Origin of the sequence: Bradyrhizobium sp. 2S1 (assembly GCF_011516625.5) — a bacterium.
Lineage (GTDB): Bacteria > Pseudomonadota > Alphaproteobacteria > Rhizobiales > Xanthobacteraceae > Bradyrhizobium > Bradyrhizobium septentrionale.
In genome coordinates this window covers 4795715-4819273 of sequence record NZ_CP147717.1, presented here as the reverse complement: position 1 = coordinate 4819273, position 23559 = coordinate 4795715, and the positions used below count along the sequence as shown (strand labels likewise).

The window sequence follows — 23559 nt, the reverse complement described above, 5'->3', positions numbered from 1 at the left end:
GCTCTGCTAGTATCTGCCGGTGAGTGCGGGAAACTCGCTGAAGATGCGCTCGGCCTGCTCGATGAGGGGAGCACTGAGCACCGGAGAAAACCCAGCGAGGACGGCGACGACGACCAGAAGCTTCACCGTCAGGGGCAAGGTTTGATCCTGGAGCTGCGTCGCCGCCTGGATGAGGCCGATGATCAATCCGGAGACCAAGGCTGCGAGGAGCGGTGGCAGAACCCAGATCATGAACAGGACGAGCGATTCGCTCAGATGCGTGAGGATACCGGCTTCATTCATTGTCCGCCTCCCGGCGTTGTGTAGCTCAATACCAGCCCGTGCATGAGACGTGACCAGCCATCGATGGTGACGAACAGAAAGAGCTTGAAGGGAACAGATATCACCGTCGGGGACACCATCGACATGCCCATGGCCATCAAAATCGTCGTGACGATCAGGTCGATGGTAATAAAGGGAAGATAGAGAAGAAACCCGATCTCGAAACCACGCTTGAGTTCGGAGATCAGGAAAGACGGGACCAGAATCACAAAATCATCGGCCGTAGCGCTGCCGCGCATCTCTTCCGACCAGACATGTTCAGTCGAGGACAAGAAAAACCGGCGCTGCTCTTCATTGGTGAATTTCTTCAGATGGGCGCGCAGCGGCTCCTGTCCTTCCTTGGCGGCGGTCACCCAGTCATCGAAGGTTTGGTAGCGAAGTTGGGGATCAGTCAAGCGGTTGTAGGTCTGCTCAAAGACCGGAGCGCTGATGAAGACGGTCAGAATCAGTGCCGCGCCGTACAGGACAATGTTCGGCGGTATCGATTGGGTCCCGAGCGCATTGCGAACCAGGAAGAGAACAACGGAGACCTTTATGAAGGCGGTGGTTGTGACGACGGCGAACGCGAGCAGGCCGAGGCCGACCGTCACCGCCAGAAGCGCGAGGATGCTGGGTTGAATCTCAGTCATTGACCGCCAACCTGCCGCGTAACCTGACGGCAAGTTTCTCGCCAATCCGCACGAGGTCGCCGCGTCCAATGCGTTGGCCGTTGGCAAGGATATCGACCGGACCATCAAGCGGCCGGCCAAGTTCGAACACATGACCTTCGTTGATAGTTCGCAAGGTTCCCAGCGGCAGGGGCCAGCGGCCGCATTCAAATACAAGTGTGATCTCGAGGCTGTCGATGTCGGCTTCAGAAGGAAGCTGCTGCGCTTCTGGTTGTGTCGTCATATGTCCACTCTTCAGGGGGTGGGATTGCAAGCGGAATGGCCCCCGCAGGACCAGCCTGTCGCGGGCAATCTCGGCAGGAGCCCATAATTGGTCAGCGGCAAGGATGATCTGGCCGCAAGCGAGGGGAATTGCGTCCGGCAGCAGCGCGTCACCTTGCTGTGCTTGACGAACAAGCCCAATCGTGACGCGGAGCGAGCCAATCTGGGCTGCAACGATGACAGGCAGCTCAGGACGAAGCTTGGGCCGCTGTCGCGGCAATCGGCCAAGCAGTTCGCCGAGGGCGCTGAACGCAGGCGGAACGGGACCGTCGAGAGACGGGAATAGAAGCAGGCGAGCCTTCGCTGTAAGCGGACCATAGGCGACGTCGAATTCAATATATGGACCCGACATCACTGCTTTATGGGTGCGGATAAGCTGCAACGGCCGTTGGATCAATCTCTCCAGTGGAGCGAGCAATTGTTCAAGCGCGAGTTCAAGGATCAGCGAACGACTTGGCTCGGAAGGTAAGGTCAAACCACTCTGCACGTTCGCAATCAACGCTTCCACAAGCGAACCGGGCAAGGACAAGACGACCGTTTCGCCGCCGGCGTCAAAGACGCAGTCAAGCATCGATGCCGCAGCCGGCTCGGCCTGCCAGACCAGCCGGTTATGATCCAGCGACAGCGGTTTATCTCCTAGATGGCTTTGCAGAGCGACGCGGAAAGCTGCGATTTCATTGAGCCATGAGACCACAGCATGAGAGAGGATCAGCGCTGGTCTGAACGGTGCGGGTTCCCCCGACGATCGCGACGCAACCCTCCCTTCCACATCAGGGCGTCCTGGCGTTGGAGAAGTGGCCATCAGGTCGACTCGCCTCCCACTTGGCGATCTGATCCCCTCCGGTACCGAAGCACGACCTCATCATCGGCTTCAATTTCGGCCGCAGCTTCGCAATGCGCGTCGGTCATGCGCTGAACGTCGCGCTCGATCTCTTGCCATTTTTGGCTCGCCGTTGAACGTTTGGCCCAGAGGGTCCGCGCCTCAAGAACGGCAGCCTCGGCCTGGTCTTGAGCGGAACGTGCCTCATCAAACGCCCGTTGCGTCGCTGCGATCTCCTCTGTGAGCCGCCCAATGATGAGATGGTGGCGCCGCTCGAGGTCGGCGACCGATATCGCATCGGCCGACAACATTTCCCGATAAAGCTCGGCTTCAACCCTTGCGCGGCGTCGTTCGGCATTTGCAAGATGCTTGGAAGCCTGTTCGACGGCTTCAACCGCGATGTGGCGCCTGGTTTCCATGTTGGACAGTTCACGAAAGGCGCTTCGCTCCCTCATGTCCTTGACGAGCCGCAGTTTAGACGCATGAACGCCATTCAGGCGGTCAGACGTGACATCCATGCCACCGTCTCCTCAAAACTGCATGCCTGGTCCTGACCCTGGCGCAAAAATGCCCGCAACTCATCAATCGAGGCGATCGCCCGGTCCGTCAACGGATCGGAGCCTTGCTTGTATTCGCCGACCTTGATCAAAAACTCCGCCTCGGCGTACCGCGAGAGCAGATCACGGAAGAAGGATGCCGACTTGCGATGCGGCACAGACACGATTGCGTCCATGACGCGGCTTCGGCTCGACAACACGTCGATGGCCGGAAACTGCTCTCGCGAGGCAAGCGCGCGTGAGAGAATGATATGGCCGTCAAGTATGCCGCGCGATTCTTCGGCGATGGGATCGCCCGTGCCGTCACCTTCGACGAGCACGGTATAGAAAGCCGTGATTGAGCCGTGCTCGCCCATGCCAGCACGCTCCAATAGGCCTGGCAACAGCGCGAAAACCGAGGGCGGAAATCCGCGTCGGGTCGGAGGCTCTCCTGCGGCAAGGCCGATTTCACGCATGGCGCGGCTAAAGCGCGTCAATGAATCCATCATCAGAACGACGCGCAATCCTTGATCACGAAAATATTCGGCCAGCGCGGTTGCCATATGGGCGCATTGCGCCCGCTCCATGGCCGAACTGTCGGAGGTTTCAACGACGACGACCGAACGGTGCATGGCCTCGCAAAGATGGCGCTCGATGAATTCACGCACCTCCCGGCCACGTTCGCCGATCAGCGCGACGATGGTGACATCGGCGGCCGCGCCTTTGACGATCTGCGACATCAGCGTCGACTTGCCGCAACCAGCGTCACCATAGATTCCGATCCGCTGGCCTTCTCCACATGTCAGAAGCCCGTCCAGGACGCGAACGCCAAGCGGAAAAGGCTGTTCGATGCCGCGTCGCTTCATGGGGTTGGGCGCCCTGCCGCGCAGCGGGCGAACTTCGCCAGTCTTTATCGGGCCCCCGCCATCGAGTGGACGGCCGAAGCTGTCGATCACGCGGCCGAGCAAATTGGGACCGACTGGCACTTCCTGCATTCGCCCGGTCGTGACCACTTCCGCACGGTTGGACAATCCGACCATGTCGCCGATCGGGGTGAGTAACACCCCGTCCGGCAATAGACCGATCACCTCGGCCTCTAGTGACCATCCGCTGCGAGGATCTTGCAGGAGGCACAGTTCCCCAACACGGGCCTCCGGCAGAACGGCGTGGAGCAGCGTCCCTATTGCCCGCGTGACCCGACCACGAACGGCGCGGGTGTCAATATGCTTTGCGGAAGATCTTAAGGACGAGAGCGCGGCGTGAACATTCCCCTCCCCTGCCGCAGCCTCATGGGCTGGTCGTTGCATGGTCACGGCTCGCCCTCCTGCGAGGACAAACCAAGGCCAAGACGAAGCGCGCGGACCTGCGCGGCAAGTCCAAGGTCGACATTGCCAAACTCGCTCCACAAAACGCACTGGTCCGCCGTCAGCGCAGGATCCGGCTGAATCCTGACCTTAGGTCGATCGTCAAGTCCATCGTAGGCCGCGAACTCACTGGCCAGCAGATCGGCTTTCAGGGGCGATACGTGAAGGCAAACTTCCGTGTTCTTATACTTCTGCTCGATGGCGTGACGAACGGCCCGCACCAGCATCTCGCTCGGCTCAAAGGCACCCAGCAAATTGCTCACGATCTCAATGACCAACTGCGGCAATTCCTGATCCAGAGCGGCCTTTCGCTGCGCCAGTTCACAAACAGCCTGCGCGATCAGCCGTGTCATTTCCTCCGCTCCCGTCTTTTTGCCCTCGGCATGGCCGCGCATCCGTTCCAGCTCATAAGCTTTGCGTCCCCAGCTACGAACGCGCTGCAGATGTCGCTCGGCAGCGGCGAGCGCCTGCACGGCATCGTGCCAGACCTTGAGTTCGGCTGCCCGTATCAGGGGCCCGAGCGGGCGAATCCGCGGCGCCACCGGCAATGCTGGGACATCGGCGGTCATCCCCTGGCAACCTCCGTCCTCAAATGGGCCATGACCAAGGAAAGCAGCGGGCCTGCGGCACCACGGTAGTCGGCCGCCGGATTGTCCGCGGCGGTCCCAACGGGCAAGCGTAGAAGCACGCGGGTACGCTCAAGCGCTGGAGCCTCGTCGAGCCAGGTGCCGAGACAGACGAGCCCATCATGTTCAATCTGTCGCGATAGTTGCTCCGGGTCGGCAATGGGCGTCGTTGCGACCGCGCTTGATAAATGCCGGATCCCAAAAGCATGCACTTCGGCACCGATCAGTTCGACCAAAATTGATAGATCGTGCCTTGAAACCAGCTTCAGGACCGAGCGCGCATGCCAGATACTACCTGCGAGCAGGGCAGCTCGACGCGGATCATGCCCGAGCAGCAGGTCTTCGTTCCAGTTGGCTCCGCTCACATCGACTTCGCCGCCAAGCAGCAGCCCGGCCAGTTTTGGCTGCAGTCTGGAACTCTGCTGTAACCGTAGCAACGTGGGAGGCGACAGCAACGGATCAAGGCGCGCAGCAAAGCGGCTCGGATGGATGGAGGCAACAAGCTCGCGCAGCCGATCGGAAGCCAACACGGACGAACGATTGGATTCGGTGAATGACATCGATGCCGACATAAGCGTCCTGACTACGTCGCATCAGAAGTGGTCTTCTCGTCAACAGCCTGGACGGCCGGCACATTCGAACCTCCGCCAAACATGGTCAGTTTGCGCGACGATTGTCCGAATTGACGAATACGCGCGCCCAACAACACGTAAGAGGCGATGCCGAATGCGGCGCCGGCACCACCCACCCCGAACGCAAGCAACGGCGTTGAAGCAAATTTTGCTGGTTGAGGGGAACTGACTGCCCGTGACGGCTCAAGCGGCGCCCGCTCAACCGGCACAAAGACGACCGCCACCTTGTCGTAGGAGAGCCCCTCGATGCTGTTGGCGACCAGCATCTTGATCTGCGGTAAGAGCACCGAGAGCTTCGCGTTAGAGCCATGTCGAATGAAGACCGACGCCGAGGATGGGGTCGCATCCTGCCGCAACAGATCGTTCTTCGGCAGAACGACATGAACACGCGCTGAAAGGACGCCATCGATATTGCTGATCGTGCGGGATAATTCTTCGCTTAGCGCATAGATGTAACGAGCGCGCTCCTCGATCGGTGAGGCAACCAGTCCTGACCCCTTGAACACCTCGCCAAGATTCTTAAAGGATTGGCGAGGCAGCCCCTCGACATTCAGCAAGTCAATCGAATACGCAAGCTGCTTTTCCTCGACCTGGATTGCGCTGGTTCCATCCTTGGCGACAACACGGACCGCATCGACACCCTTGCCAAGAAGAAGCGCGAGCATCTCATTAGCCTCACGCTCCTGAATCTTGGTATAGAGATCAGTCTTGCAGCCAATCAAAGCAAGAAGGAGCGGCAGGGCAAGACAAATGCGAAGCCGCCGCCACGATCGATGGCCGCCACCGCCACGCCTCTGGACCACGTCAGTCATCATCCTCGCTCAGCCGGCCGACAGCAGCTTGTTCAGCGACGAACTGACGGCGCTGGTGCTCTTGGAGACAAGTGAAACCTGAACGACGTCTCTGTAGACATCACGCAGACCAACCATCATCGAATCGAAATCCGAACCTATCGGCTTAACCGCCGCATGTGTGCCAACATCATCCACCTGCACGAGCAGCTGCGCAGCCGGCCCCCCTTGCACGCCATTCGGAGCAGGCGCGCCGCTGACCGCGGGAGAAACGGCATGGCTCCGGTACATGGTGGAAAGTGCATGAAGGACGCGATCGCCCGGCGGACTTGCGAGCGCGCTCGCTCGCTGAACCTCCGATACCGGCGGAGCGACTGCCGCTCTAGCTGAGACTGACGAGGCGGCGACCTCATTGGAAGACGCTTGCGCAAGGGACTGCTCAAAGTGAGCCTGCTCGCCAGTGACTGCCGGCGAGCAGGCACTGGAAACACAGTCAGCTGAATGGGGAGAGATCGGCGTTGCGCCTACCATCATATAAGGAGTCATTGTGCTCGTGTGATGAGATCAGGCATTGTTGAACGACGAACGGATCATGAGCGTAGATTGGCGAGCTGACGAAAACCTGACGAAGATGCCGCTGGTTACGTCATCTAAAGATCACGTTTGGCCTTCACGTTGGAATGAAATTCCAGGTTTGTTTTCAGGCGGAAGGCCTTCGGGAATGCTCATCCGATCCACAACGGTCTACATTTTGAGGAGAGTTCTCCATGTCGGAGTTTTTGTCTATCTGGGAACGGTAAGCGCGCTCGGCGCATCCCTCTCACTGCCGTCGGCTCCTTACAGCTACACGGTTCTGGATCAGGACCTTTCCGCCGCGCTGCAGGAGTTCGGCAACAATCACAATATCAGGGTCAATGTCAGCGCCGAGGTAAAGGGCCGGATTCGTGGGCGAATGCCGGACCTGCCACCGCGAGAGTTCCTCGAGCGCTTGACCAATCTGTACAATCTTCAATGGTATTACGACGGTCTCGTGCTTTACATATCCGCGGCTCAAGAGGCGCAAAGCCGTCTCATTGTGTTGAATCCGATCAGCTTCGATGCGTTCAGGACCGCGCTCGATGTGCTCAACATCTCCGATGAGCGCTATATCGTGAAGCCGGCTCCAGGAGATGGCCTCGTCCTGGCTTCGGGCCCGCCGCGCTTCATCGCGCTCGTGGACCAAACGCTCAAGGGCCTTGTGGCGGAGGCGCAGGCGCGGCGGAATCCAACCGCTGCTGAAAAGCCGCCACTGGGGTCGGTTTTGATGTTGTTTCGTGGCTCCTCGAGCACGGTCATTCGCGACGGACGACCTGAAAGCCACTATTCCTCAGAAGCGCAGCATCAGGACGGCATCGTGCGCGAAGCTGCAGGCCAGAAGTGACTTAACAATACGAGAGAGCTCGAGCCGAGGATCCGAACTGCATTCGCTTAAATCCATCTGATCGTCAGCTTTTCGAAAGCTGCCTCACCCAGGATGAGCCTGTCTGGATGGCGGTGCCTCGCATCGACCGCGCCAGACGTGTGCATCCAGGAGGGCTTGAAGATCAACGCGAACCTCCGAAACAGCTGCTTCGGTCTCGCAGGGCAGGAGCCTTCGCATTGCTCGAGCTGCTCCATCATGCGGGAGTGACAGGATGGATTTCAACGAAATCGGACCATCGAACACGAGCCCGGACACCAATTCACCGCTACCGCCCACGGACGCTACCGGCTTTGAGCAGCAGCTCAACGGCGCTCAGGGTGGTGCTGCGCCACATCGTACCGCCTCGCCCGCGCTGCCGGGGGAGCCCTATTCGCCATATCTGGACGCAGGCCATCCCTATTCGCCGTACTTGGATGCTCGGCACCCTTTTTCGCCGTACCTGGATATAGCGCAACCCTATTCGCCAGGCTTGGGTTGGGAGGATGATTCGCATGCGCCGGCTGCGCTCGGTGCAGATCCAGCACCAGAACGGTCCCCGCATCACCTCTCGCAGCAGACGATCGCTCAGGCGATCGAGGCGCATCCTGATTTCGACCAAGATTTGCTATGGCAGGATATGGATAAAAATCCCTCGCACGCCGGACCATCTCAGGCTGGGCCTTCCGAAGTTGTACCGCCAGAACTTTCCGAGTTCCGTATGCGGGACGGACGTCTCGCCAAGGACTACTGGGTTTTCATGGGCCAAACAGCCACAAGCGCTCAGATCGACATGCTGGAGCGCAGCGGGGTACTGCCGCCCAAGACCACCCGACCAAAGTCTTTACCCTTTTCGGCGTACCTCACACGGCCGAATGGAGAGACGAGGGCTTCATTCGCCTCACGCCAGCACTGGACCCGAGCCTTTGGCCCGCAGATGTGGACGAAGACAGGCCGGCAGACGCGGGGCAAGATCCGCCCGCCGGCTAGTGCCCATAGCTTTAGCCGCGACAAGGGCCATGTGCGAAGGTTGATAGATTGTCTCCGCCAACAGCAGGAGCACGTGATGACGATCGCTCTTGGCTGGCGGATACTCCGCCGGCCAAGTTCCTTTCAAGGCGTCCACTCGATATGCGGAAACCTGATCGAAATTGTCTAGCTGTACGGCTGAAGAGGAGCGATCACCAACTGGCCTCCTCACTCTACTCGCCTCCCGGCCGTTTGCTGTATGGAGACGGCCGCGTCGATGACCCTGATCATCAAGCGCCGTCATCGCATGCACGGTCGCCCTGAACAGACTGGCGGCTTCCACTCAGGCTTTCGCCGCCCTTTTGTGCAGGTGTGCATAAACCGGTTCCATTGGTCCGCATCGATGAGGTCACGCCGACTTTCCCGCAAGGCGAGCGCGCCTCAAAGATCGCCGACCAATGCCCGCGCTTGGTCCTGCAAATTGCAACGATTGTGATCGCCTTTTCGAAGTCTGCCGCACCGAAGCAACTCAGCACAAGATCAGACTTCACTTTGGTACATCGGCCCCGTGGGCGGGTGTTCCCCCGTTATGATTTTCGAGCGGCGTGGATGATGCCGCTTGAGTCCGCTGTGCCGCCGGAAGCCGCAGCAGAGGACTTCCGCGAACCTCCAAGATGTATGAATGGACGCATGCTGTTCCGGTTGCCTACATACGGCCGAAAGCCGCCCACACCCCGTCCTCGCCGTCCCAGCTGCCTCGGCTCGCCGCCTTGGAGTACTCCGTGGCGCGCTGCTCGAAGAAATTGGCGTGCTCGACCCCATTGAGAATCTCGACGAGCCAAGGCAGCGGATGCGGCTTGAGCTGCGTGAACCCATCCTCCTCGGCCTTGAAGAAGCCGAAAACCGGGGCAATCCGGAGTTGGGTCAGTCGCCAGTCGGCGACATAACGGACGTAGGCGTGGATCTGCTCAGGACGCATGCCCTCGATCTTGCCCAGGCCAAAGGCGAGATCGACGAAGTTCTCCTCCAGCTTTACCATCGTTCTGGCGACATCGACGATGTCGTCACGGACCGAGCGCGTCACGGCGCCGGTCTCGCGGTGCCATTCGTGAAACAGCTTGATGACGCCCTCGCAGTGGAGACTCTCGTCGCGCACCGACCAGCTTACGATCTGTCCCATGCCGTTCATCTTGTTGTGGCGCGGAAAATTGAGCAGCATAGCGAAGCTCGCGAACAAAGCCATGCCTTCGGTAAAGGCGCCGAACATAGCCAGGGTGCGCGCGACATCGGCCACGGTGTCAACGCCGAACTCGTGCATGTAGTCCGCCTTGGCGCGCATTTGCGCATAGCTGCGAAATGCCTCGAACTCGGTCTTGGGCATGCCGAGCGTCTTGAGCAGCAGCGCATAGGCGTCGATGTGGACCGTCTCCATGTTCGTGAAGGCCGCCATCATCATCTGGACGGTGAGCGGCTGGAAAATCGGGATGTATCGCTTGAGATAATTGTCACCGACCTCGATGTCCGACTGAGTAAAGAAGCGAAAGATCTGGGTGAGCAGCGCGCGCTCGCTGGCGGTGACGCGGTCCGACGCCCAGTCCTTGAGGTCGTTGCCGAGCGGCACCTCCTCGGCCATCCAATGCGTCTGCTGCTGACGCTTCCAGAACTCGTAGGCCCAAGCGTAGCGATCAACGTCATAGCTGCCCGTCGAGTCAAGGAGACCAACGCGCCCCTTGCCGATCAGCGTGCGCGGATCGACAGACGAGAGATCGATCATTGACATGCGAGGCACTCCTCATAATCGGCGCGCTGCGCAGGCGGCTGCCGCGGCGCGGCCTCGTCATCGTCGACGATCTTGCCGGCGAACGCCGCGCGCGAGATCGATTTTGAACGGCAGTAATAAAGGCTCTTCACCCCACGCTTCCACGCCGTCCAGTGCAGCATGTGGAGGTCCCACTTATCGACCTCGGCCGGCAGATAGAGGTTGATTGACTGGCTCTGGCAGATGAATGCGGCCCGGTCGCCTGCAAGCTCGACGATCCAGCGCTGGTCGACCTCGAAGGCGGTGCGAAACACCGCTTTCTCGTGTTCCGACAGAATGTCGAGATGGGCGACCGAACCCTCCTGCGCAATGATCGACTGCCAGGTCACCGGGGTGTCGGCGCCCTTGGCGATCAGTACCCTGGTCAGATGAGGATTACGTACCGAGATGGCACCAGACAACGTCTTGTGGGTGTAGATGTTGGCCGGGATCGGCTCGATGCATGCGCTGGTGCCGCCGCAGATGATGCTGATCGAAGCAGTCGGCGCGATCGCGATCTTCTGGCTGAAGCGCTCCATCACGCCACGTTCCAGGGCATCCGGGCACGGGCCACGCTCGCGAGCAAGGGCGACGGATGCCGCGTCGGCATCACCCCGGATCTTCCGAAACATCTTTAGATTGAATGATTTCGCCAAGCCACTCTCCATTGGAATGCCATTCGCCTGGAGGAACGAGTGGAAGCCCATCACGCCAAGTCCGACGGAGCGCTCGCGCAGGGCGGCGTAGCGGGCCCGCTTCATACCCTCCGGCGCCGTCGTGATGAAGTGGGTGAGCACGTTGTCAAGGAAGCGCATGACGTCCTCGATGAAGCCGGGTTCCTCATTCCATTGGTCCCAGGTCTCGAGGTTGAGCGATGACAGACAGCACACCGCGGTGCGCTCCTCGCCGCGATGGTCGATGCCGGTCGGGAGCGTAATCTCGCTGCACAGGTTGGAGGTCGAGACCTTGAGACCGAGCTCGCGCTGGTGCTTGGGAAGCGCGCGATTCACGGTGTCGATGAACAAGAGATAAGGCTCGCCTGTCTGCAACCGGTTCTCAAGAATGCGTTGCCATAGCTGTCGCGCGTCGATCTCGCGGACGACCTCGTTCGTCTTCGGGCTGCGCAGAGCGAACGCGGTGCCGGCGCCCACGGCACGCATGAACTCGTCGGTGAGGTTGATGCCGTGATGCAGGTTGAGGCTCTTGCGGTTGAAGTCGCCGGACGCCTTGCGGATCTCGAGAAACTCCTCGATCTCGGGATGCTGGATATCGAGATAGACCGCCGCCGAGCCGCGCCGCAACGAGCCCTGGCTGATCGCCAGCGTCAGGCCGTCCATGACGTGGATGAACGGGATGACGCCTGAGCTGACGCCGCCCTTCACCTTCTCTCCGATCGAGCGAACATTGCCCCAGTACGTGCCGATACCGCCCCCGTTGGAGGCAAGCCACACGTTTTCGTCCCAGGTGCCAACGATTCCTTCGAGCGAGTCCGACACCGAGTTAAGGAAGCACGAGATTGGCAGGCCGCGCGTGGTGCCGCCATTGGACAGCACCGGCGTGGCTGGCATGAACCACAGCCGAGACATCGCGTCATAGAGACGTTGGGCGTGCGCAACATCGTCCGCGAAGGCACAGGACACCCGCGCGAACATGTCCTGGATGCTTTCGCCGACGAGCAGATAGCGATCGGTCAGCGTTAGCTTGCCGAACGCGGTCAGCAGGCCGTCGCGCGATCGATCGAGCGTGAGATCGGACGGCTTTGGCAATGGCGCGAGAGGCCGCGGCAGCGGAGCCGATGACGGCGGCGGCACAACACACCGCTGAGGCGCGGCAGACTTTGGCCGCGCCGGCCACGGCCGCACACTCGGCCACTCAATTAGATGACCATGCTGATTGAAATCGTAAGACGGCGACATCGGCAACCCCGCGATGTTAGGGGGTGAAGCCACGCGCACGACTTGCGAGGAGACGGGTCAAACGTCCCAGGCTGCAAGCGACGCACGGGGCACCCCGCCCGAGGACGTTCTATTCTGTCGCGGCAGGTCTCCTGGCTCGCGGGTCGCTGCGGCTGTCGGCCTTCCCGGTGCTGTCGCGGCCAGTGACCATTATGACAACCGCTCGCCGCTTACAGTTGCGGGGGCAGCCCCGGAATAGCCGTTACCGGCGCACCGGGTTCCCTCTTAGCTTCCATCCTACTAGATGCAGAATGGAAGACCGTGGCAGATCTACATACAGACGCCGCGCGTCGAGATTCGTCAAGGCTTGTGCCAGGGGAGTCGAGACGCAGGACGCCACGTCCGCTCCGGGTCCGGGCCCGCAACGCTCTGTTCGAGCAAATGCCCCCCCCCTGCTTCGGCCCATTCCGTGAAAAGAGTGGCAGCATTTTGATTTCGATGCTCCGTCGCGATGACGGGTGCCTATGCGAGCCCGCGTTGGATAGGAATCCGTTCGGCGAAGGTTCTGGGCGATGCTGGCGAGGGATAATCTCATGACGCGCAACGTTTGGCTTGCAATTCAAAGCGGTCGAGAATGCGATCGAGCTGCGCCAGCAAGGTGTTGCTCTTCTTGTGGAACTGGCGTGAGGTGCGTCCCTGCCATGATCGTGCGATCTCGGTGGCTTGCCGCGCGCGCCAGATCGAGCACGATAGCTCCACAAATGCTTGTGGTACCACTGAGCCTTCAACGCGCAACAGTCGCCGTCGCGCTTGCTGACGTGGCCAAGTGTTTTGGCGCCATGATTTACCAGAGCTCCGATCGCAGTAATGACCTTGCCGGCACAGCGGTTGTCCTCACTTGCGTGGTCATGGATGAAGCCGCCAAGGAGGCTCGATCTTAGTCAGCTTTTCGCAAGCTGCCCCTGCTAGCATGAAGCGGATAGGTCATCTCGCGGCGACGCCGCTATCCGGGTGTTACGACATGAACGCAGCCGATATTAATGCAACAGCGCCGCAGGTTGGCGCCCCCTCCGACACCGCCGAGAGCGGCGGCGATGACACGCGTGCAGCGCTACTGCGCCGAGCATTCGAAAAGGCTCTCGTTTCCGTCGCCACGCAAGTCATAAGCGATTCCCAGTCGGATATGGATGAGGCCATGAGCGAGCTTGATGATGGGTGAGCCGATGCTCGGCGCCACATAGAGATACAGCCCGCGTGGTGATCGAATCGAAGACGTGCCAAGTGAGACTTGGCACATGCCACCAGTTAGATGCGCATTCAATGATCTCAGATCCGAGCTGCGAGCGGGTCCGCGAATCCGAATGCACCTGCATCTTTTTGGCAGCGGGCTGCTGCGATTTCCTTTTAACGTCCCTAGCCCGTCCTATTCGTGAGAGTGCTTTTTTTAGTCCGATTGATGTGGCCGCACATCTGCTCTGACGAGGCGCGCGGGATTGCCTTCGGCTTTTCACCGCCTGACGACCGGTACTTTGCAACGCGCTTGAGGTGTAGGTTGGGCGAACGGGGGGCGGACGCCCCGCCGGTCAAGGACCGAGCGGCAGCAGCGCGCCTGGCAAGCCGCGGATCAGGTCGGCTTCGGGACATGCCGCGGCAAACGCAAGGCGAATGCGGCTCGTGGTCTCAACGACACGGGCAGCGAGTTTCAAGAGACGAAGACGCAGCGTCGCGAACTCGGCTGTGGCCAATTCCCGGGCTTTGGGAATCGCGTCGCGCACGGTCAGCATCAGCCAATAAGCGGCGGTGTGGAGAACGAGGCGGACTTGATTGGCGAGCGCCGAACGGCAGTTGGTGCGATCGGAGGCGAGCTGTGTCTTATGCAGCTTGATCAGATTCTCGGCTTGGCCGCGCGCGCAATACAGGCTGTCGTAGATCCACTCGGCCGAGCCGACATCGAGGCTGGTGACGACGAAACGGATGTCGAGGCCGAGCATCGTCGCCTCAATACGGGCGACGGTACGCCGTTCGCGATCCCAGGACTTGGCCTTGTGGCGCGTCTCGGTATAGCCACGCAGAACCGGCAGGTTCTCGATGGCGCGTCGCGTGCGGATGTCGTCGGCGGCCTCGTCGACTTTTCTGGCGAGCGGCTTGGTGCCGGACAGACCGAAGATGTAGTCGATGCCGTTGGTCTCGCACCACGCCATGGCCTCCGGCCGGGCATAGTGCCCGTCGCCACGGAACGTGATTCGCGTGTTGTGCCACCGCGTCCGGATATGCCGTATCAGGCGGCGCAGATGGGCACGCACCTCGACGCCGCCCGGCGTCTTGCCGGGCCGCAGCACGACCGCCACGGGCCGGCTCTTCTCCGTGTCGTAGACGTGGATCGGCAGGAAGCAGCGTTCGTCATAATGAGCGTTGAACAGCGAGAGCTGCTGATGGCCGTGGACGACATCGCAGGTATCATCGATGTCGAGCGTGACGGATGCCGGCTCGCGCGGGTAGCTATCCATCCATGCGTCGACCAAAGTGTAGGTCAGTCGGATCACGTCGCGCAGGCGCGGAGCATTCTCCAGCCGCGACAGCGTCGGTTGGGAACACAGATCGCGACCCGTGTCCGGCAGCCGTCCGCAGGCCAGCTTGAATGCGGGATCGGACCGCAGATGATCGAGGTCGTCGGCGTCCTCGTAGCCGCAGCAGATCGCGAACATGCGCGCGCGGAACATATCGACAAGGCTGTGCACGACCCGCGTCGGATCGCGCCGATCCGGGAACACCCGGGCCAAATTGTCGGCCAAGCCGAGACGCCGCTCGGCCATCGCCAGAAGCATCACGCCCCCGTTCGAGGTCAGCCGACCGCCATCGAAGGCAGCTGTGACTTTCTTGGCGTGAACGGCTGGAAACGAGAAGGGCAGAATCGTATCGTCGGTCATGGCGGGCGTGGCGTTCGCGGTTGAGGTGATGGGGTTGGCTTTGCAACCGAATCCTACGCCGCATCAGCGCTTTACACCACGCTCGCCAGCCTCTCAGGCGCACTCTGACGAATAAGACGGGCTAGGAGCTTGTCTGGATAGTCGCTGTTCAAATCTGGTCGGGTCTGATTCAACATTGGGCGATGAGCAAGTATTTTCGGCCTTGGAACATCGATCAGACGCTGCTTCTGCCGCCGAATGTGCAGGACTTCGTGCCGAAAGGCCATGTCTCGCGGTTTATGGTTGATCTGGTGCGGGAGAGCCTCGATCTCAGGGAGATCATGGGCAGCTATGTGAGCGGGCTTGGGCAGCCGCCGTTTGATCCGCGGATGATGGTGGCGCTGCTGCTGCATAGCTATGCGAGTGGGCTGTATTCGTCGCGTCGGATTGCCAAGGCCTGCCGGGAGCGGAACGATTTTGTGATGATCGTGGCGCTGGATGCGCCGGATTTTCGGACGATCTGCGACTTTCGCAAGCGACATTTGAAGGCGCTCGGCGCGCTATTCGTGCAGGTTCTGAAGTTGTGCGAGACGGCCGGGCTGGTCAAGCTCGGTCATGTCGCGCTGGATGGTACGAAGATCAAGGCGAACGCGTCGAAACACAAGGCGATGAGTTATGAGCGCATGAAGAAGCGCGAGGCGGAATTGAAGGCCGAGGTCGCTCGCATGCTGGCGGCCGCCGAGGCGGCGGATGCCTCGGAGGATGAGACTTTCGGCAACAGCGACGAACTGCCGGACTGGACCGTCGACAAGCAGAAACGGCTGGCGAAGATCCAGCAAGCGATGGCGGCGCTGGAAGCGGACGCCAAACTGGCGGCGGAGGAAGAGCGCCGCATCGAGGCCGAAAAGGAACAGCAGCGCCAGGCCGAAGGCCGCAAGAAGCCGGGCAAACCGGCGGCGCTGCCATCGGAGGAACCCAATCCCAAGGCGCAACGCAACTTCACCGATCCGGAAAGCCGCATCATGAAGTCGAAGGATGGCTTCGTTCAGGCCTATAATGCCCAGGCGGCCGTCGATGCACATGCCCAGATCATTGTCGCGCAAGAACTGACCCAGCACGGCAGCGATCAGGGCCAGTTGGTGCCCCTGATCGAGGCCATCGAGAGCAATCTTGGCCGCAAGCCGCGGCAGGCCTCAGCGGATTCCGGCTACTGCAGCGAAGCCAATCTCGAAGCGCTCGACACACGCAGCATCGATGGCTATGTCGCGCCCGGACGCGCCAAGCACCCGACAGTAGCGAACGGAAAAGTCGGCGGCCCGCTGACACAGGCCATGCGAAAGAAGATCGACGATGGCGGCTTCGAAACACCCTACCGATTGCGAAAGCAAGTGGTGGAGCCGGTGTTCGGGCAGATCAAACAGGCAAGAGGCTTCCGCCAGTTCCTGTTGCGGGGCATCGAGAAAGTGCGCGCCGAGTGGACAATGATCTGCACCGTCCATAACCTCCTCAAGCTGTTCAACCTCGCAAACGCAGCCTGAGCCTGCTACTCTACAACAAATGCCCGTCACGAAAACATATCTGGACGGGCTCCTAGCAGCAGACTTTGACGGGAATGGCGATGCTCATAGCCCACGGCGCCTCCGGCTTCCTGAGAAGCTGATGGATGTTCGGGGGCGCTGGGGTTCACGCCCGGCTTCGGAGGCTAAAGACAGGCAGAGCTCAACGCGAGACAGGGCTTGTGCTTTTGAGCCGAGGGTAGATCGCGCCGTCGAGGCAGCCCTCAATCCAATCTGCGATCTTGACGGGATTTTCACTGCGACGCTTGCGTCGGCATGCAGACAAACCTGAGAGCACCGTTCCTGTGCAACGCCTCCATCGCCGACAACGGGCGGGAACGCGCCGCAGCAATTCTGGCCGGGTAGCCGGGCCTGGAGGCCCTCCGCCCGTTTGTCGGGGCGAAGGCTGCGATTGCCGAGACAATCTGGCTGTTACCGTCGATCCTGAATCGATAGATCGCCAAGCTGCCATTCTCGCGGCCGTTTGGCGAAAATGAAAGGCGGGCGCTAGCGCCCGCTTCCACGAGTTTCCGACACGCCCCGGGATCGGGCCTCATGCCGGCTGTGCATCGTGACGGAAAATGCGCCGGAACATGCTCTCGCGCATCATCGTCTTGAGATCCGGCGGCGCATCCGGGTTCTCATTGTGGTTGATCACCGACTGCGTCACCTTGCGTCCGGAGTTGTCAACCCACCCCTGATTTGTCTCATGGATTGTCTGAGCTCCATCGGACGTCAGCTGATCAAGCGTCCGCCCAGCATTAGACTGCGTGACCTTCAGATTGTTCTTCCCATCCTTGTCGTCGCCGAGCCCCTCCACAACCATGGCATTGTCGCCGTTGGTGATGGTGAGCTTCGAGGAGATGGTTTTTCCCTTGCCATAATCGACCGTGTCCACCGTGATCTTCGTGCCGTCGTCGAGCTGGAAGGTCATACCTTTCTTGAAGTCGAAATCGTCCTTGCCGTCGCCATTAGCATCGACGTGAGGATCGCCGTGGATCCTCGAGACATGGCCGGTCTGGTTGTTCCTAACGGTCCAGGTGCCGTCCTTCTCATCGGCTGTGATCGTATACTTATCACCAAGGTTGATCGTCGCCTTGCCGTCCTTGACCTCGTGCGACCACACTGGCGCTGGCTGAGATGACGGCGCCGGCGCGACGGCAAGCGGAACCATCGCAAGAGGCGGCGGTGGAGGAGGAACGAAGAACACGGGTGTTGCAGTGGCAGGCGTTGCGCTTGCAGACTGGTAGTTGCCCGGCGCGCGACCCTGTTCGCCGGCATCGATACTCGCCTGATTCACCACGCCGCCGGCGCCATCGACCCAGCCTTGGCCACTCTCATGGATCGCCTGGGCACCATCGGGTGTCAGCTCATCAAGAGTCATGCCAGCATTGGACTGGGTCACCCTCAGATTGTTTTTGCCATCCTTGTCGTCGCCGAGCCCCTCCACAACCATCGCGTTGTGACCGTTCGTAATGGTCAACTTTGAGGAGATGGCCTCACCATTACCGTAGTCGACATTATTGACGGTAATCTTGGTCCCATCGTCGAGCTGGAAGGTCATATCTTTCTTGAAGTCGAAGTCATCCCTGCCATCCCCGTCCGCGTCAACATGGGGATCGCCATGGATCTTCGTGACATGGCCAGTCTGGTTGTTGCGAACGGTCCAGGTGCCATCCTTCTCATTGGCCGTGATCGTATATTTGTCGCCGAGGTTAATCGTGGCCTTACCATCCTTGACCTCATGCGTCCACACCGGATCGACGGAAGACTCCAAACCCGAACTTTGCTGGCTCAACAGCATGGAAGGAGGAGGAGGAGGTGGCGCCATCATGTACATGGGAGCAACCACGACTGGAGTGACGACCACCGGAGCGACAACGACGGCAGCACCTGCCGGCAGGTACTGGTAGGCACCCGTCGAGGCATACTGCCCCAACAGCGCGCCGAAAGCGGGGCTGGCAACCACCCCGTCAGACCCCACTCCATTCACCGTCGAATCGAGTGCACCGACCACGGGGAGACCGGCCACGGGAAGATACGCCATTTAGTTCACTCCTGTTGCATCGAAGAAAGCGGTAAAATTGCGAGCGTTGTGCTCAATCAACCAGGAACCATTTTAGAACGCACCCCTGGCCCGATGGCGAGCGAATGGATGCTTCTCGCTGCCGGCGTCGGCAACCCTGATGAGATCCCTCCCCTCTCTCGTCGGCTTGGCACGAGCATGTCGCACGCATCCAAGTCCCAAGACTGTACCAGCAGTACCTGTCGAAAAGCTGACGACAACAAACCATCGACTGAACATCACAGCCCTCGTCAGCAGACACGGGCTGAGGATCGCGTGATTGCTCGCAGCGGCCTTCCACGACAGACCACCTTTAGGGAATATCCACGCTCGCCGATCACCGGTAACATGTAGTCTCGCACCCGACGATCGACTGTCCGATGTCAGCTACGCTGATAGGTCCTGTTCCTTGCGAGGCCTCAATAAGCGACGAGGCCTCACCGCGAAGCCGCCAGTCGCTCCGTCGGACCAGAAAAGCCCCCCCCCCCCCCCGCCGCTCCCCGTCGCGCGCTATCGATGCAATCTCTAAGTGCCGGCGATCACACCATCAGTCTCCGCAGCAACGCTCACCGACAAACGCAACAACCCGGCCGTAGGCCTAGGAGCTTGTCTGGATAGTCGCTGTTCAAATCTGGTCGGGTCTGATTCAACATTGGGCGATGAGCAAGTATTTTCGGCCTTGGAACATCGATCAGACGCTGCTTCTGCCGCCGAATGTGCAGGACTTCGTGCCGAAAGGCCATGTCTCGCGGTTTATGGTTGATCTGGTGCGGGAGAGCCTCGATCTCAGGGAGATCATGGGCAGCTATGTGAGCGGGCTTGGGCAGCCGCCGTTTGATCCGCGGATGATGGTGGCGCTGCTGCTGCATAGCTATGCGAGTGGGCTGTATTCGTCGCGTCGGATTGCCAAGGCCTGCCGGGAGCGGAACGATTTTGTGATGATCGTGGCGCTGGATGCGCCGGATTTTCGGACGATCAGCGACTTTCGCAAGCGACATTTGAAGGCGCTCGGCGCGCTATTCGTGCAGGTTCTGAAGTTGTGCGAGACGGCCGGGCTGGTCAAGCTCGGTCATGTCGCGCTGGATGGTACGAAGATCAAGGCGAACGCGTCGAAACACAAGGCGATGAGTTATGAGCGCATGAAGAAGCGCGAGGCGGAATTGAAGGCCGAGGTCGCTCGCATGCTGGCGGCCGCCGAGGCGGCGGATGCCTCGGAGGATGAGACTTTCGGCAACAGCGACGAACTGCCGGACTGGACCGTCGACAAGCAGAAACGGCTGGCGAAGATCCAGCAAGCGATGGCGGCGCTGGAAGCGGACGCCAAACTGGCGGCGGAGGAAGAGCGCCGCATCGAGGCCGAAAAGGAACAGCAGCGCCAGGCCGAAGGCCGCAAGAAGCCGGGCAAACCGGCGGCGCTGCCATCGGAGGAACCCAATCCCAAGGCGCAACGCAACTTCACCGATCCGGAAAGCCGCATCATGAAGTCGAAGGATGGCTTCGTTCAGGCCTATAATGCCCAGGCGGCCGTCGATGCACATGCCCAGATCATTGTCGCGCAAGAACTGACCCAGCACGGCAGCGATCAGGGCCAGTTGGTGCCCCTGATCGAGGCCATCGAGAGCAATCTTGGCCGCAAGCCGCGGCAGGCCTCAGCGGATTCCGGCTACTGCAGCGAAGCCAATCTCGAAGCGCTCGACACACGCAGCATCGATGGCTATGTCGCGCCCGGACGCGCCAAGCACCCGACAGTAGCGAACGGAAAAGTCGGCGGCCCGCTGACACAGGCCATGCGAAAGAAGATCGACGATGGCGGCTTCGAAACACCCTACCGATTGCGAAAGCAAGTGGTGGAGCCGGTGTTCGGACAGATCAAACAGGCAAGAGGCTTCCGCCAGTTCCTGTTGCGGGGCATCGAGAAAGTGCGCGCCGAGTGGACAATGATCTGCACCGTCCATAACCTCCTCAAGCTGTTCAACCTCGCAAACGCAGCCTGAGCCTGCTACTCTACAACAAATGCCCGTCACGAAAACATATCTGGACGGGCTCCTAGCGATCGGGCCTGATCGCCGGACCACGCACCCCCGTCAGAGCTTCGCTGCAAGCTTCACCAGACCAACGAATTGCGCCTGACGCGCAGGCACGTTCGCCGCGCCGATATCGGCTCGGCGTCAGGCTGATCATACGCGCGGCCAGGGAGGCAAATGAAGCTTGCAAGCTGTCAGCAGGTGATGAGCTTCTGCAAAGGGCCACCCCAATGTTCTGGAACGGGAGACTCGTCAGCTTCTCGAAAGGTAGCGCTCCTAGCATGAGGCCGCTGAACTGTAGGCGAGGAGTCGTCTATTGAGCGTAACAAGACGAGCATAGGAGAAGCCGATGATTGGAGAAATGATCGGAAGCGCTGCCGGCGGATGGTTGGGCGGACCTGCCGGAGCTGCGATTGGTTCCGCCGTGGGCGGGGCCATTGATCACACCTTTGAAAAGGTGATCCACAAGTTGGAGTCCGAAGATAGTCACTCCGACAAAACTGCCGACAACAAGAACGCTGAAACGAGCAACGTACAGCCCAAGACCGATGGTCTCGGCAAGAACGCAGAGCTGAGCCTGAGCAGTCTGGGGGGCGAGCACGTCTTTCTTTCTATTCCTGCCATCGTATCATCGGCCCGCCCGACGTAGCAGGCCACAACTAACGACACACGACAAAGAAAGGTAAATAGACATGGCGGTTAATAGTGTTGGCGGTAACGGTGCCGCTCCTGCTACCCAGGATGCCGGTTTCCAGAACCAGATGGCTGAGTTCGAGCGTGTTAGCCAAAAAGTTCAGGCCCAGGCCGTGGCAATGCGCAGAATTACGACCGAGCTCTCTTCCGAGAAGAAGGTCGCCGACGAACGCGTCCAGTAAATCTGCAAGACGGTTGGCTCACCGAGTCGCTACCGTGTCCGCGCAGTGAATGACGAACTCTGCAAGAGCCGTACGGCGAACTGCCGTACGGCTTGTCTCGTTATTCAGGAGATGATCCGTGAGCGAATCGATTTCTCTCGAGTTTGAGGTCTTATCGGGGCTCTATGCCGGGCTTAGGGGCAAAGCCGCTATTGGGGCCAGCCTCATCGGCAGCGGCCTCGATGCCGATCTGATCTTCTTTGAACAAGGGCTCGAACCGCGCCACCTTCGCATCACCCCGCATACCAATTCGATCGAGATCGAGGCCCTTGCAGCCAATATCAGACTGGACGGCCGCGAGAATATGCCCCCAGGCGAGCGCGTTAGTGTTCCTCTTCCTGCCGTCGTTCATGTCGGCGCCATGTCCATTCGCTGGTCGACGCAAGATTTGCCGCAAGGTGGCTCAAGCAACCGCTCTTTTATCTGGATCGTGGTGCTCAGCCTCGTCTTGCTCAGCTCCATGGCGATCGGCGCCGTCTCGCCCATATTCGCCCCTGACGATAGCGCAGTGACGCCGAGCACAGACGCATCGTCTGTGGCCGACATTGCCGCCAAACCAGCCATCAATCGTCTGGATGCGAAGGCCGCTGATGCAACTGCCGAATTGCTGCGGCAGGAGGTTGAACGAGGGGGCCTTCTTAATATCAAGGTCGGTTCGGGGCACGGCGTTGTGACCGCGGAAGGAACCGTAACGCCAGCCCTTGGCGCAAAATGGCAGGAAATCCAGCAATGGTTTGATCATCAAACCAACGGAACTCCTGCCCTTGTGAACGCGGTCACCGTCAAGGACGAAAAGGCGCCGCCCTCAATCTCGGTCCAAGCGGTTTGGCGCGGAAGCGAACGTTATCTTCTTATCGGCGGCCAGAAGTATTTCGTGGGAGCGCTGCTGAGCAATGGATGGACCGTCGATCGAATCGAGGATGGACGAGTGCTGCTCAGTCGGAACGGCCGCTTCGCTGCACTTCCCTATTAACGTTTCCGCCCTGCAGGAAGAAAGGAGAAGCCGATGGCCAGACTGCCCCAGCACCCTGTAGGGTCCGGCCCCTCGTCGCAGGGGTATGACGCGGGGGAGCATGCACCGGTCAACGGCCCGACCACCCCGAAAGCCGACCACATCGAAGTCGCGGGCGCTCATGCAGATGGCGCCACGAAACAGGCGTCGTGGCGAGACGCATCCGCTCAGGATCTGACAATTGATCCTGCGAGCGAAGCCGCGCTCGAGGTCGGCCCGATCGATGCAATCTCGCGCGTCACTCTCTTCGAGAGGGCTGCTGGCGCAAATGAAATCGACCCCCGCGCAGTACTTGCCTCACTTTATGGCCACAATCTGTCACATGGCCTGCTCTCCTTCGTCATTCCACGCCTGCGTCATCCGGACGTGCTGCGCGCAGACAGGCATGGTGCTCTTCTGGAGCGCTTAACGCAAACGCTGGAATCAACGCCAGACGACAAGACGGCCGGCGAATGCTTGGCGATCCTGCAGCAAGAACTGCGGCGGTTCCTTCTGCTCCGGCAAAATCAGAACAGCTTGATCAAGGGCTAGCCATGATCGAATCGGATCGAGTGCAGGAGGTCCGCACCTCGGCCCCGGACGTTTCCAAGTCCGGCGATATCCTGCTGATCTCCGGGCCGGAGCGTGACCTGCTCTGCGCCCTCTCCTATGTCCACCTCGCGTGCGGGCAGAGCGCACAAAGTCTGGCCCTGCTACGAATCGCAGCCCGCGAACATTCCCAGGATGTCGATCTGCTCCGAATTCTGGCCTACACCCTCATCTCGGAGGGCCTTGGCGACGAAGCACTTGAGGTGCTCGATCGGCTGGACGCCGTTGATGCTCACCCGTCTTCACGCGTGCCTTTGACGCTCCTGCGCAGTCACGCGCTGCGAGAGGCAGGCCGCATGACCGAGGCCCGCGATGTCTTCCGACGCTATGTGTCATTGCGCGGCAGCACCGCTCTCATCAAACAGAAATAGGGAC

24 protein-coding genes and 1 riboswitch are annotated in these 23559 nt (G+C 60.3%); of the genes, 10 read left to right on the top strand and 14 right to left on the bottom strand.

The annotated features are described in order from the left end of the window. Window positions 1-6: 6 nt before the first annotated feature. From HAP54_RS22800 to HAP54_RS22760, 9 genes are read right to left on the bottom strand one after another with little or no spacing between them, the layout of a single operon-like run. Complete coding sequence (locus tag HAP54_RS22800) at window positions 7-282, bottom strand: EscS/YscS/HrcS family type III secretion system export apparatus protein (RefSeq protein ID WP_029083928.1); 276 nt, start codon at window positions 280-282, stop codon at window positions 7-9. After that, window positions 279-950 (bottom strand): type III secretion system export apparatus subunit SctR, encoded by a 672-nt coding sequence (sctR, locus tag HAP54_RS22795; protein WP_166209421.1) that lies wholly within the window; start codon window positions 948-950, stop codon window positions 279-281. Before sctR ends, HAP54_RS22800 begins: the two co-directional genes overlap by 4 nt. Beyond that, window positions 943-2052, bottom strand: coding sequence for a type III secretion system cytoplasmic ring protein SctQ (gene sctQ / locus HAP54_RS22790; RefSeq protein WP_166303939.1), 1110 nt, complete (start codon window positions 2050-2052; stop codon window positions 943-945). Before sctQ ends, sctR begins: the two co-directional genes overlap by 8 nt. Continuing rightward, window positions 2052-2588: a hypothetical protein gene (locus HAP54_RS22785; RefSeq protein ID WP_029083953.1), complete on the bottom strand. Its 537-nt coding sequence runs from the start codon at window positions 2586-2588 to the stop codon at window positions 2052-2054. Before HAP54_RS22785 ends, sctQ begins: the two co-directional genes overlap by 1 nt. Next, complete coding sequence (gene sctN, locus HAP54_RS22780; protein WP_175612405.1) at window positions 2564-3913, bottom strand: type III secretion system ATPase SctN; 1350 nt, start codon at window positions 3911-3913, stop codon at window positions 2564-2566. Before sctN ends, HAP54_RS22785 begins: the two co-directional genes overlap by 25 nt. A gap of 2 nt (window positions 3914-3915) precedes the next feature. Next, the gene (gene sctL / locus HAP54_RS22775) at window positions 3916-4539 is read right to left on the bottom strand and encodes a type III secretion system stator protein SctL (RefSeq protein WP_029083924.1); all 624 of its coding nucleotides are present in this window, start codon (window positions 4537-4539) and stop codon (window positions 3916-3918) included. Then, a complete protein-coding gene (locus tag HAP54_RS22770; RefSeq protein ID WP_029083923.1) occupies window positions 4536-5168 on the bottom strand; it encodes a hypothetical protein in 633 nt (210 codons plus the stop codon). Before HAP54_RS22770 ends, sctL begins: the two co-directional genes overlap by 4 nt. Window positions 5169-5179: 11 nt before the next feature. Next, complete coding sequence (gene sctJ / locus HAP54_RS22765; RefSeq protein WP_166303936.1) at window positions 5180-6040, bottom strand: type III secretion system inner membrane ring lipoprotein SctJ; 861 nt, start codon at window positions 6038-6040, stop codon at window positions 5180-5182. A 9-nt stretch (window positions 6041-6049) separates the two neighbouring features. Next, window positions 6050-6550 carry a nodulation protein NolB gene (locus tag HAP54_RS22760; protein ID WP_166216057.1) on the bottom strand — a complete coding sequence of 167 codons (501 nt, stop codon included), beginning with the start codon at window positions 6548-6550 and terminating at the stop codon, window positions 6050-6052. Window positions 6551-6740: 190 nt separating this feature from the next. Here HAP54_RS22760 and HAP54_RS22755 point away from each other — a divergent pair, with 190 nt between their 5' ends. Continuing rightward, window positions 6741-7439 carry a nodulation protein NolW gene (locus HAP54_RS22755; RefSeq protein WP_166216061.1) on the top strand — a complete coding sequence of 233 codons (699 nt, stop codon included), beginning with the start codon at window positions 6741-6743 and terminating at the stop codon, window positions 7437-7439. A 253-nt stretch (window positions 7440-7692) separates the two neighbouring features. After that, complete coding sequence (locus tag HAP54_RS22750) at window positions 7693-8616, top strand: hypothetical protein (RefSeq protein WP_166303933.1); 924 nt, start codon at window positions 7693-7695, stop codon at window positions 8614-8616. A gap of 516 nt (window positions 8617-9132) precedes the next feature. Here HAP54_RS22750 and HAP54_RS22745 read toward each other — a convergent pair. The 3 genes from HAP54_RS22745 to HAP54_RS22735 form a co-directional block, all read right to left on the bottom strand. Further along, the gene (locus HAP54_RS22745) at window positions 9133-10206 is read right to left on the bottom strand and encodes a ribonucleotide-diphosphate reductase subunit beta (protein WP_198031293.1); all 1074 of its coding nucleotides are present in this window, start codon (window positions 10204-10206) and stop codon (window positions 9133-9135) included. After that, window positions 10197-12035: a ribonucleoside-diphosphate reductase subunit alpha gene (locus tag HAP54_RS22740; RefSeq protein ID WP_051346844.1), complete on the bottom strand. Its 1839-nt coding sequence runs from the start codon at window positions 12033-12035 to the stop codon at window positions 10197-10199. The genes HAP54_RS22745 and HAP54_RS22740 overlap by 10 nt, the downstream gene beginning before the upstream one ends. A 209-nt stretch (window positions 12036-12244) precedes the next feature. Then, a riboswitch (cobalamin riboswitch) is annotated at window positions 12245-12458 on the bottom strand. A 252-nt stretch (window positions 12459-12710) separates the two neighbouring features. Beyond that, the gene (locus tag HAP54_RS22735; protein ID WP_166301547.1) at window positions 12711-12914 is read right to left on the bottom strand and encodes a hypothetical protein; all 204 of its coding nucleotides are present in this window, start codon (window positions 12912-12914) and stop codon (window positions 12711-12713) included. Between the two features lie 226 nt (window positions 12915-13140). On the opposite strand from HAP54_RS22735, the gene HAP54_RS22730 reads away from it, so the two are divergent. Continuing rightward, a complete protein-coding gene (locus HAP54_RS22730) occupies window positions 13141-13338 on the top strand; it encodes a hypothetical protein (RefSeq protein WP_166071913.1) in 198 nt (65 codons plus the stop codon). A gap of 364 nt (window positions 13339-13702) precedes the next feature. Here HAP54_RS22730 and HAP54_RS22725 read toward each other — a convergent pair whose 3' ends face one another. Beyond that, window positions 13703-15046, bottom strand: coding sequence for an IS1380-like element ISBdi2 family transposase (locus HAP54_RS22725; protein WP_166303930.1), 1344 nt, complete (start codon window positions 15044-15046; stop codon window positions 13703-13705). Between the two features lie 182 nt (window positions 15047-15228). Between HAP54_RS22725 and HAP54_RS22720 the strand changes: the two genes are divergently transcribed. Next, entirely contained in the window at window positions 15229-16563 is a 1335-nt protein-coding gene (locus HAP54_RS22720) for an IS1182 family transposase (protein WP_166293900.1), read from the top strand. 571 nt (window positions 16564-17134) lie between these two features. Here the strand turns inward: HAP54_RS22720 and HAP54_RS22715 are convergent. After that, window positions 17135-18628 carry a DUF1521 domain-containing protein gene (locus HAP54_RS22715; RefSeq protein WP_166303927.1) on the bottom strand — a complete coding sequence of 498 codons (1494 nt, stop codon included), beginning with the start codon at window positions 18626-18628 and terminating at the stop codon, window positions 17135-17137. A 677-nt stretch (window positions 18629-19305) separates the two neighbouring features. Between HAP54_RS22715 and HAP54_RS22710 the strand changes: the two genes are divergently transcribed. The 6 genes from HAP54_RS22710 to HAP54_RS22685 all read left to right on the top strand — a co-directional run bounded on the left by HAP54_RS22710 (window position 19306) and on the right by HAP54_RS22685 (window position 23555). Beyond that, window positions 19306-20640 carry an IS1182 family transposase gene (locus HAP54_RS22710; RefSeq protein WP_166202952.1) on the top strand — a complete coding sequence of 445 codons (1335 nt, stop codon included), beginning with the start codon at window positions 19306-19308 and terminating at the stop codon, window positions 20638-20640. A 379-nt stretch (window positions 20641-21019) separates the two neighbouring features. Beyond that, window positions 21020-21319, top strand: a complete 300-nt coding sequence (locus HAP54_RS22705) for a hypothetical protein (RefSeq protein WP_165128129.1) — start codon at window positions 21020-21022, stop codon at window positions 21317-21319. Window positions 21320-21362: 43 nt separating this feature from the next. Next, window positions 21363-21545: a hypothetical protein gene (locus HAP54_RS22700; RefSeq protein WP_029084946.1), complete on the top strand. Its 183-nt coding sequence runs from the start codon at window positions 21363-21365 to the stop codon at window positions 21543-21545. A 118-nt stretch (window positions 21546-21663) separates the two neighbouring features. Further along, window positions 21664-22557 (top strand): SctD/MshK family protein, encoded by an 894-nt coding sequence (locus HAP54_RS22695; RefSeq protein ID WP_166303924.1) that lies wholly within the window; start codon window positions 21664-21666, stop codon window positions 22555-22557. Between the two features lie 33 nt (window positions 22558-22590). Continuing rightward, window positions 22591-23127 (top strand): hypothetical protein, encoded by a 537-nt coding sequence (locus HAP54_RS22690; RefSeq protein ID WP_165128127.1) that lies wholly within the window; start codon window positions 22591-22593, stop codon window positions 23125-23127. A 2-nt stretch (window positions 23128-23129) separates the two neighbouring features. Then, window positions 23130-23555 (top strand): tetratricopeptide repeat protein, encoded by a 426-nt coding sequence (locus HAP54_RS22685; protein WP_029084949.1) that lies wholly within the window; start codon window positions 23130-23132, stop codon window positions 23553-23555. The last annotated feature ends 4 nt before the right edge of the window (window positions 23556-23559 follow it).

Bases quoted from the DNA above. Each gene is read 5' to 3' on its own strand.
- HAP54_RS22800 (WP_029083928.1), bottom strand. From the start codon at position 282: ATGAATGAAGCCGGTATCCTCACGCATCTGAGCGAATCGCTCGTCCTG.
- sctR (WP_166209421.1), bottom strand. From the start codon at position 950: ATGACTGAGATTCAACCCAGCATCCTCGCGCTTCTGGCGGTGACGGTC.
- sctQ (WP_166303939.1), bottom strand. From the start codon at position 2,052: ATGGCCACTTCTCCAACGCCAGGACGCCCTGATGTGGAAGGGAGGGTT.
- HAP54_RS22785 (WP_029083953.1), bottom strand. From the start codon at position 2,588: ATGGATGTCACGTCTGACCGCCTGAATGGCGTTCATGCGTCTAAACTG.
- sctN (WP_175612405.1), bottom strand. From the start codon at position 3,913: ATGCAACGACCAGCCCATGAGGCTGCGGCAGGGGAGGGGAATGTTCAC.
- sctL (WP_029083924.1), bottom strand. From the start codon at position 4,539: ATGACCGCCGATGTCCCAGCATTGCCGGTGGCGCCGCGGATTCGCCCG.
- HAP54_RS22770 (WP_029083923.1), bottom strand. From the start codon at position 5,168: ATGTCGGCATCGATGTCATTCACCGAATCCAATCGTTCGTCCGTGTTG.
- sctJ (WP_166303936.1), bottom strand. From the start codon at position 6,040: ATGACTGACGTGGTCCAGAGGCGTGGCGGTGGCGGCCATCGATCGTGG.
- HAP54_RS22760 (WP_166216057.1), bottom strand. From the start codon at position 6,550: ATGGTAGGCGCAACGCCGATCTCTCCCCATTCAGCTGACTGTGTTTCC.
- HAP54_RS22755 (WP_166216061.1), top strand. From the start codon at position 6,741: ATGCTCATCCGATCCACAACGGTCTACATTTTGAGGAGAGTTCTCCAT.
- HAP54_RS22750 (WP_166303933.1), top strand. From the start codon at position 7,693: ATGGATTTCAACGAAATCGGACCATCGAACACGAGCCCGGACACCAAT.
- HAP54_RS22745 (WP_198031293.1), bottom strand. From the start codon at position 10,206: ATGTCAATGATCGATCTCTCGTCTGTCGATCCGCGCACGCTGATCGGC.
- HAP54_RS22730 (WP_166071913.1), top strand. From the start codon at position 13,141: ATGAACGCAGCCGATATTAATGCAACAGCGCCGCAGGTTGGCGCCCCC.
- HAP54_RS22725 (WP_166303930.1), bottom strand. From the start codon at position 15,046: ATGACCGACGATACGATTCTGCCCTTCTCGTTTCCAGCCGTTCACGCC.
- HAP54_RS22720 (WP_166293900.1), top strand. From the start codon at position 15,229: ATGAGCAAGTATTTTCGGCCTTGGAACATCGATCAGACGCTGCTTCTG.
- HAP54_RS22715 (WP_166303927.1), bottom strand. From the start codon at position 18,628: ATGGCGTATCTTCCCGTGGCCGGTCTCCCCGTGGTCGGTGCACTCGAT.
- HAP54_RS22710 (WP_166202952.1), top strand. From the start codon at position 19,306: ATGAGCAAGTATTTTCGGCCTTGGAACATCGATCAGACGCTGCTTCTG.
- HAP54_RS22705 (WP_165128129.1), top strand. From the start codon at position 21,020: ATGATTGGAGAAATGATCGGAAGCGCTGCCGGCGGATGGTTGGGCGGA.
- HAP54_RS22700 (WP_029084946.1), top strand. From the start codon at position 21,363: ATGGCGGTTAATAGTGTTGGCGGTAACGGTGCCGCTCCTGCTACCCAG.
- HAP54_RS22690 (WP_165128127.1), top strand. From the start codon at position 22,591: ATGGCCAGACTGCCCCAGCACCCTGTAGGGTCCGGCCCCTCGTCGCAG.
- HAP54_RS22685 (WP_029084949.1), top strand. From the start codon at position 23,130: ATGATCGAATCGGATCGAGTGCAGGAGGTCCGCACCTCGGCCCCGGAC.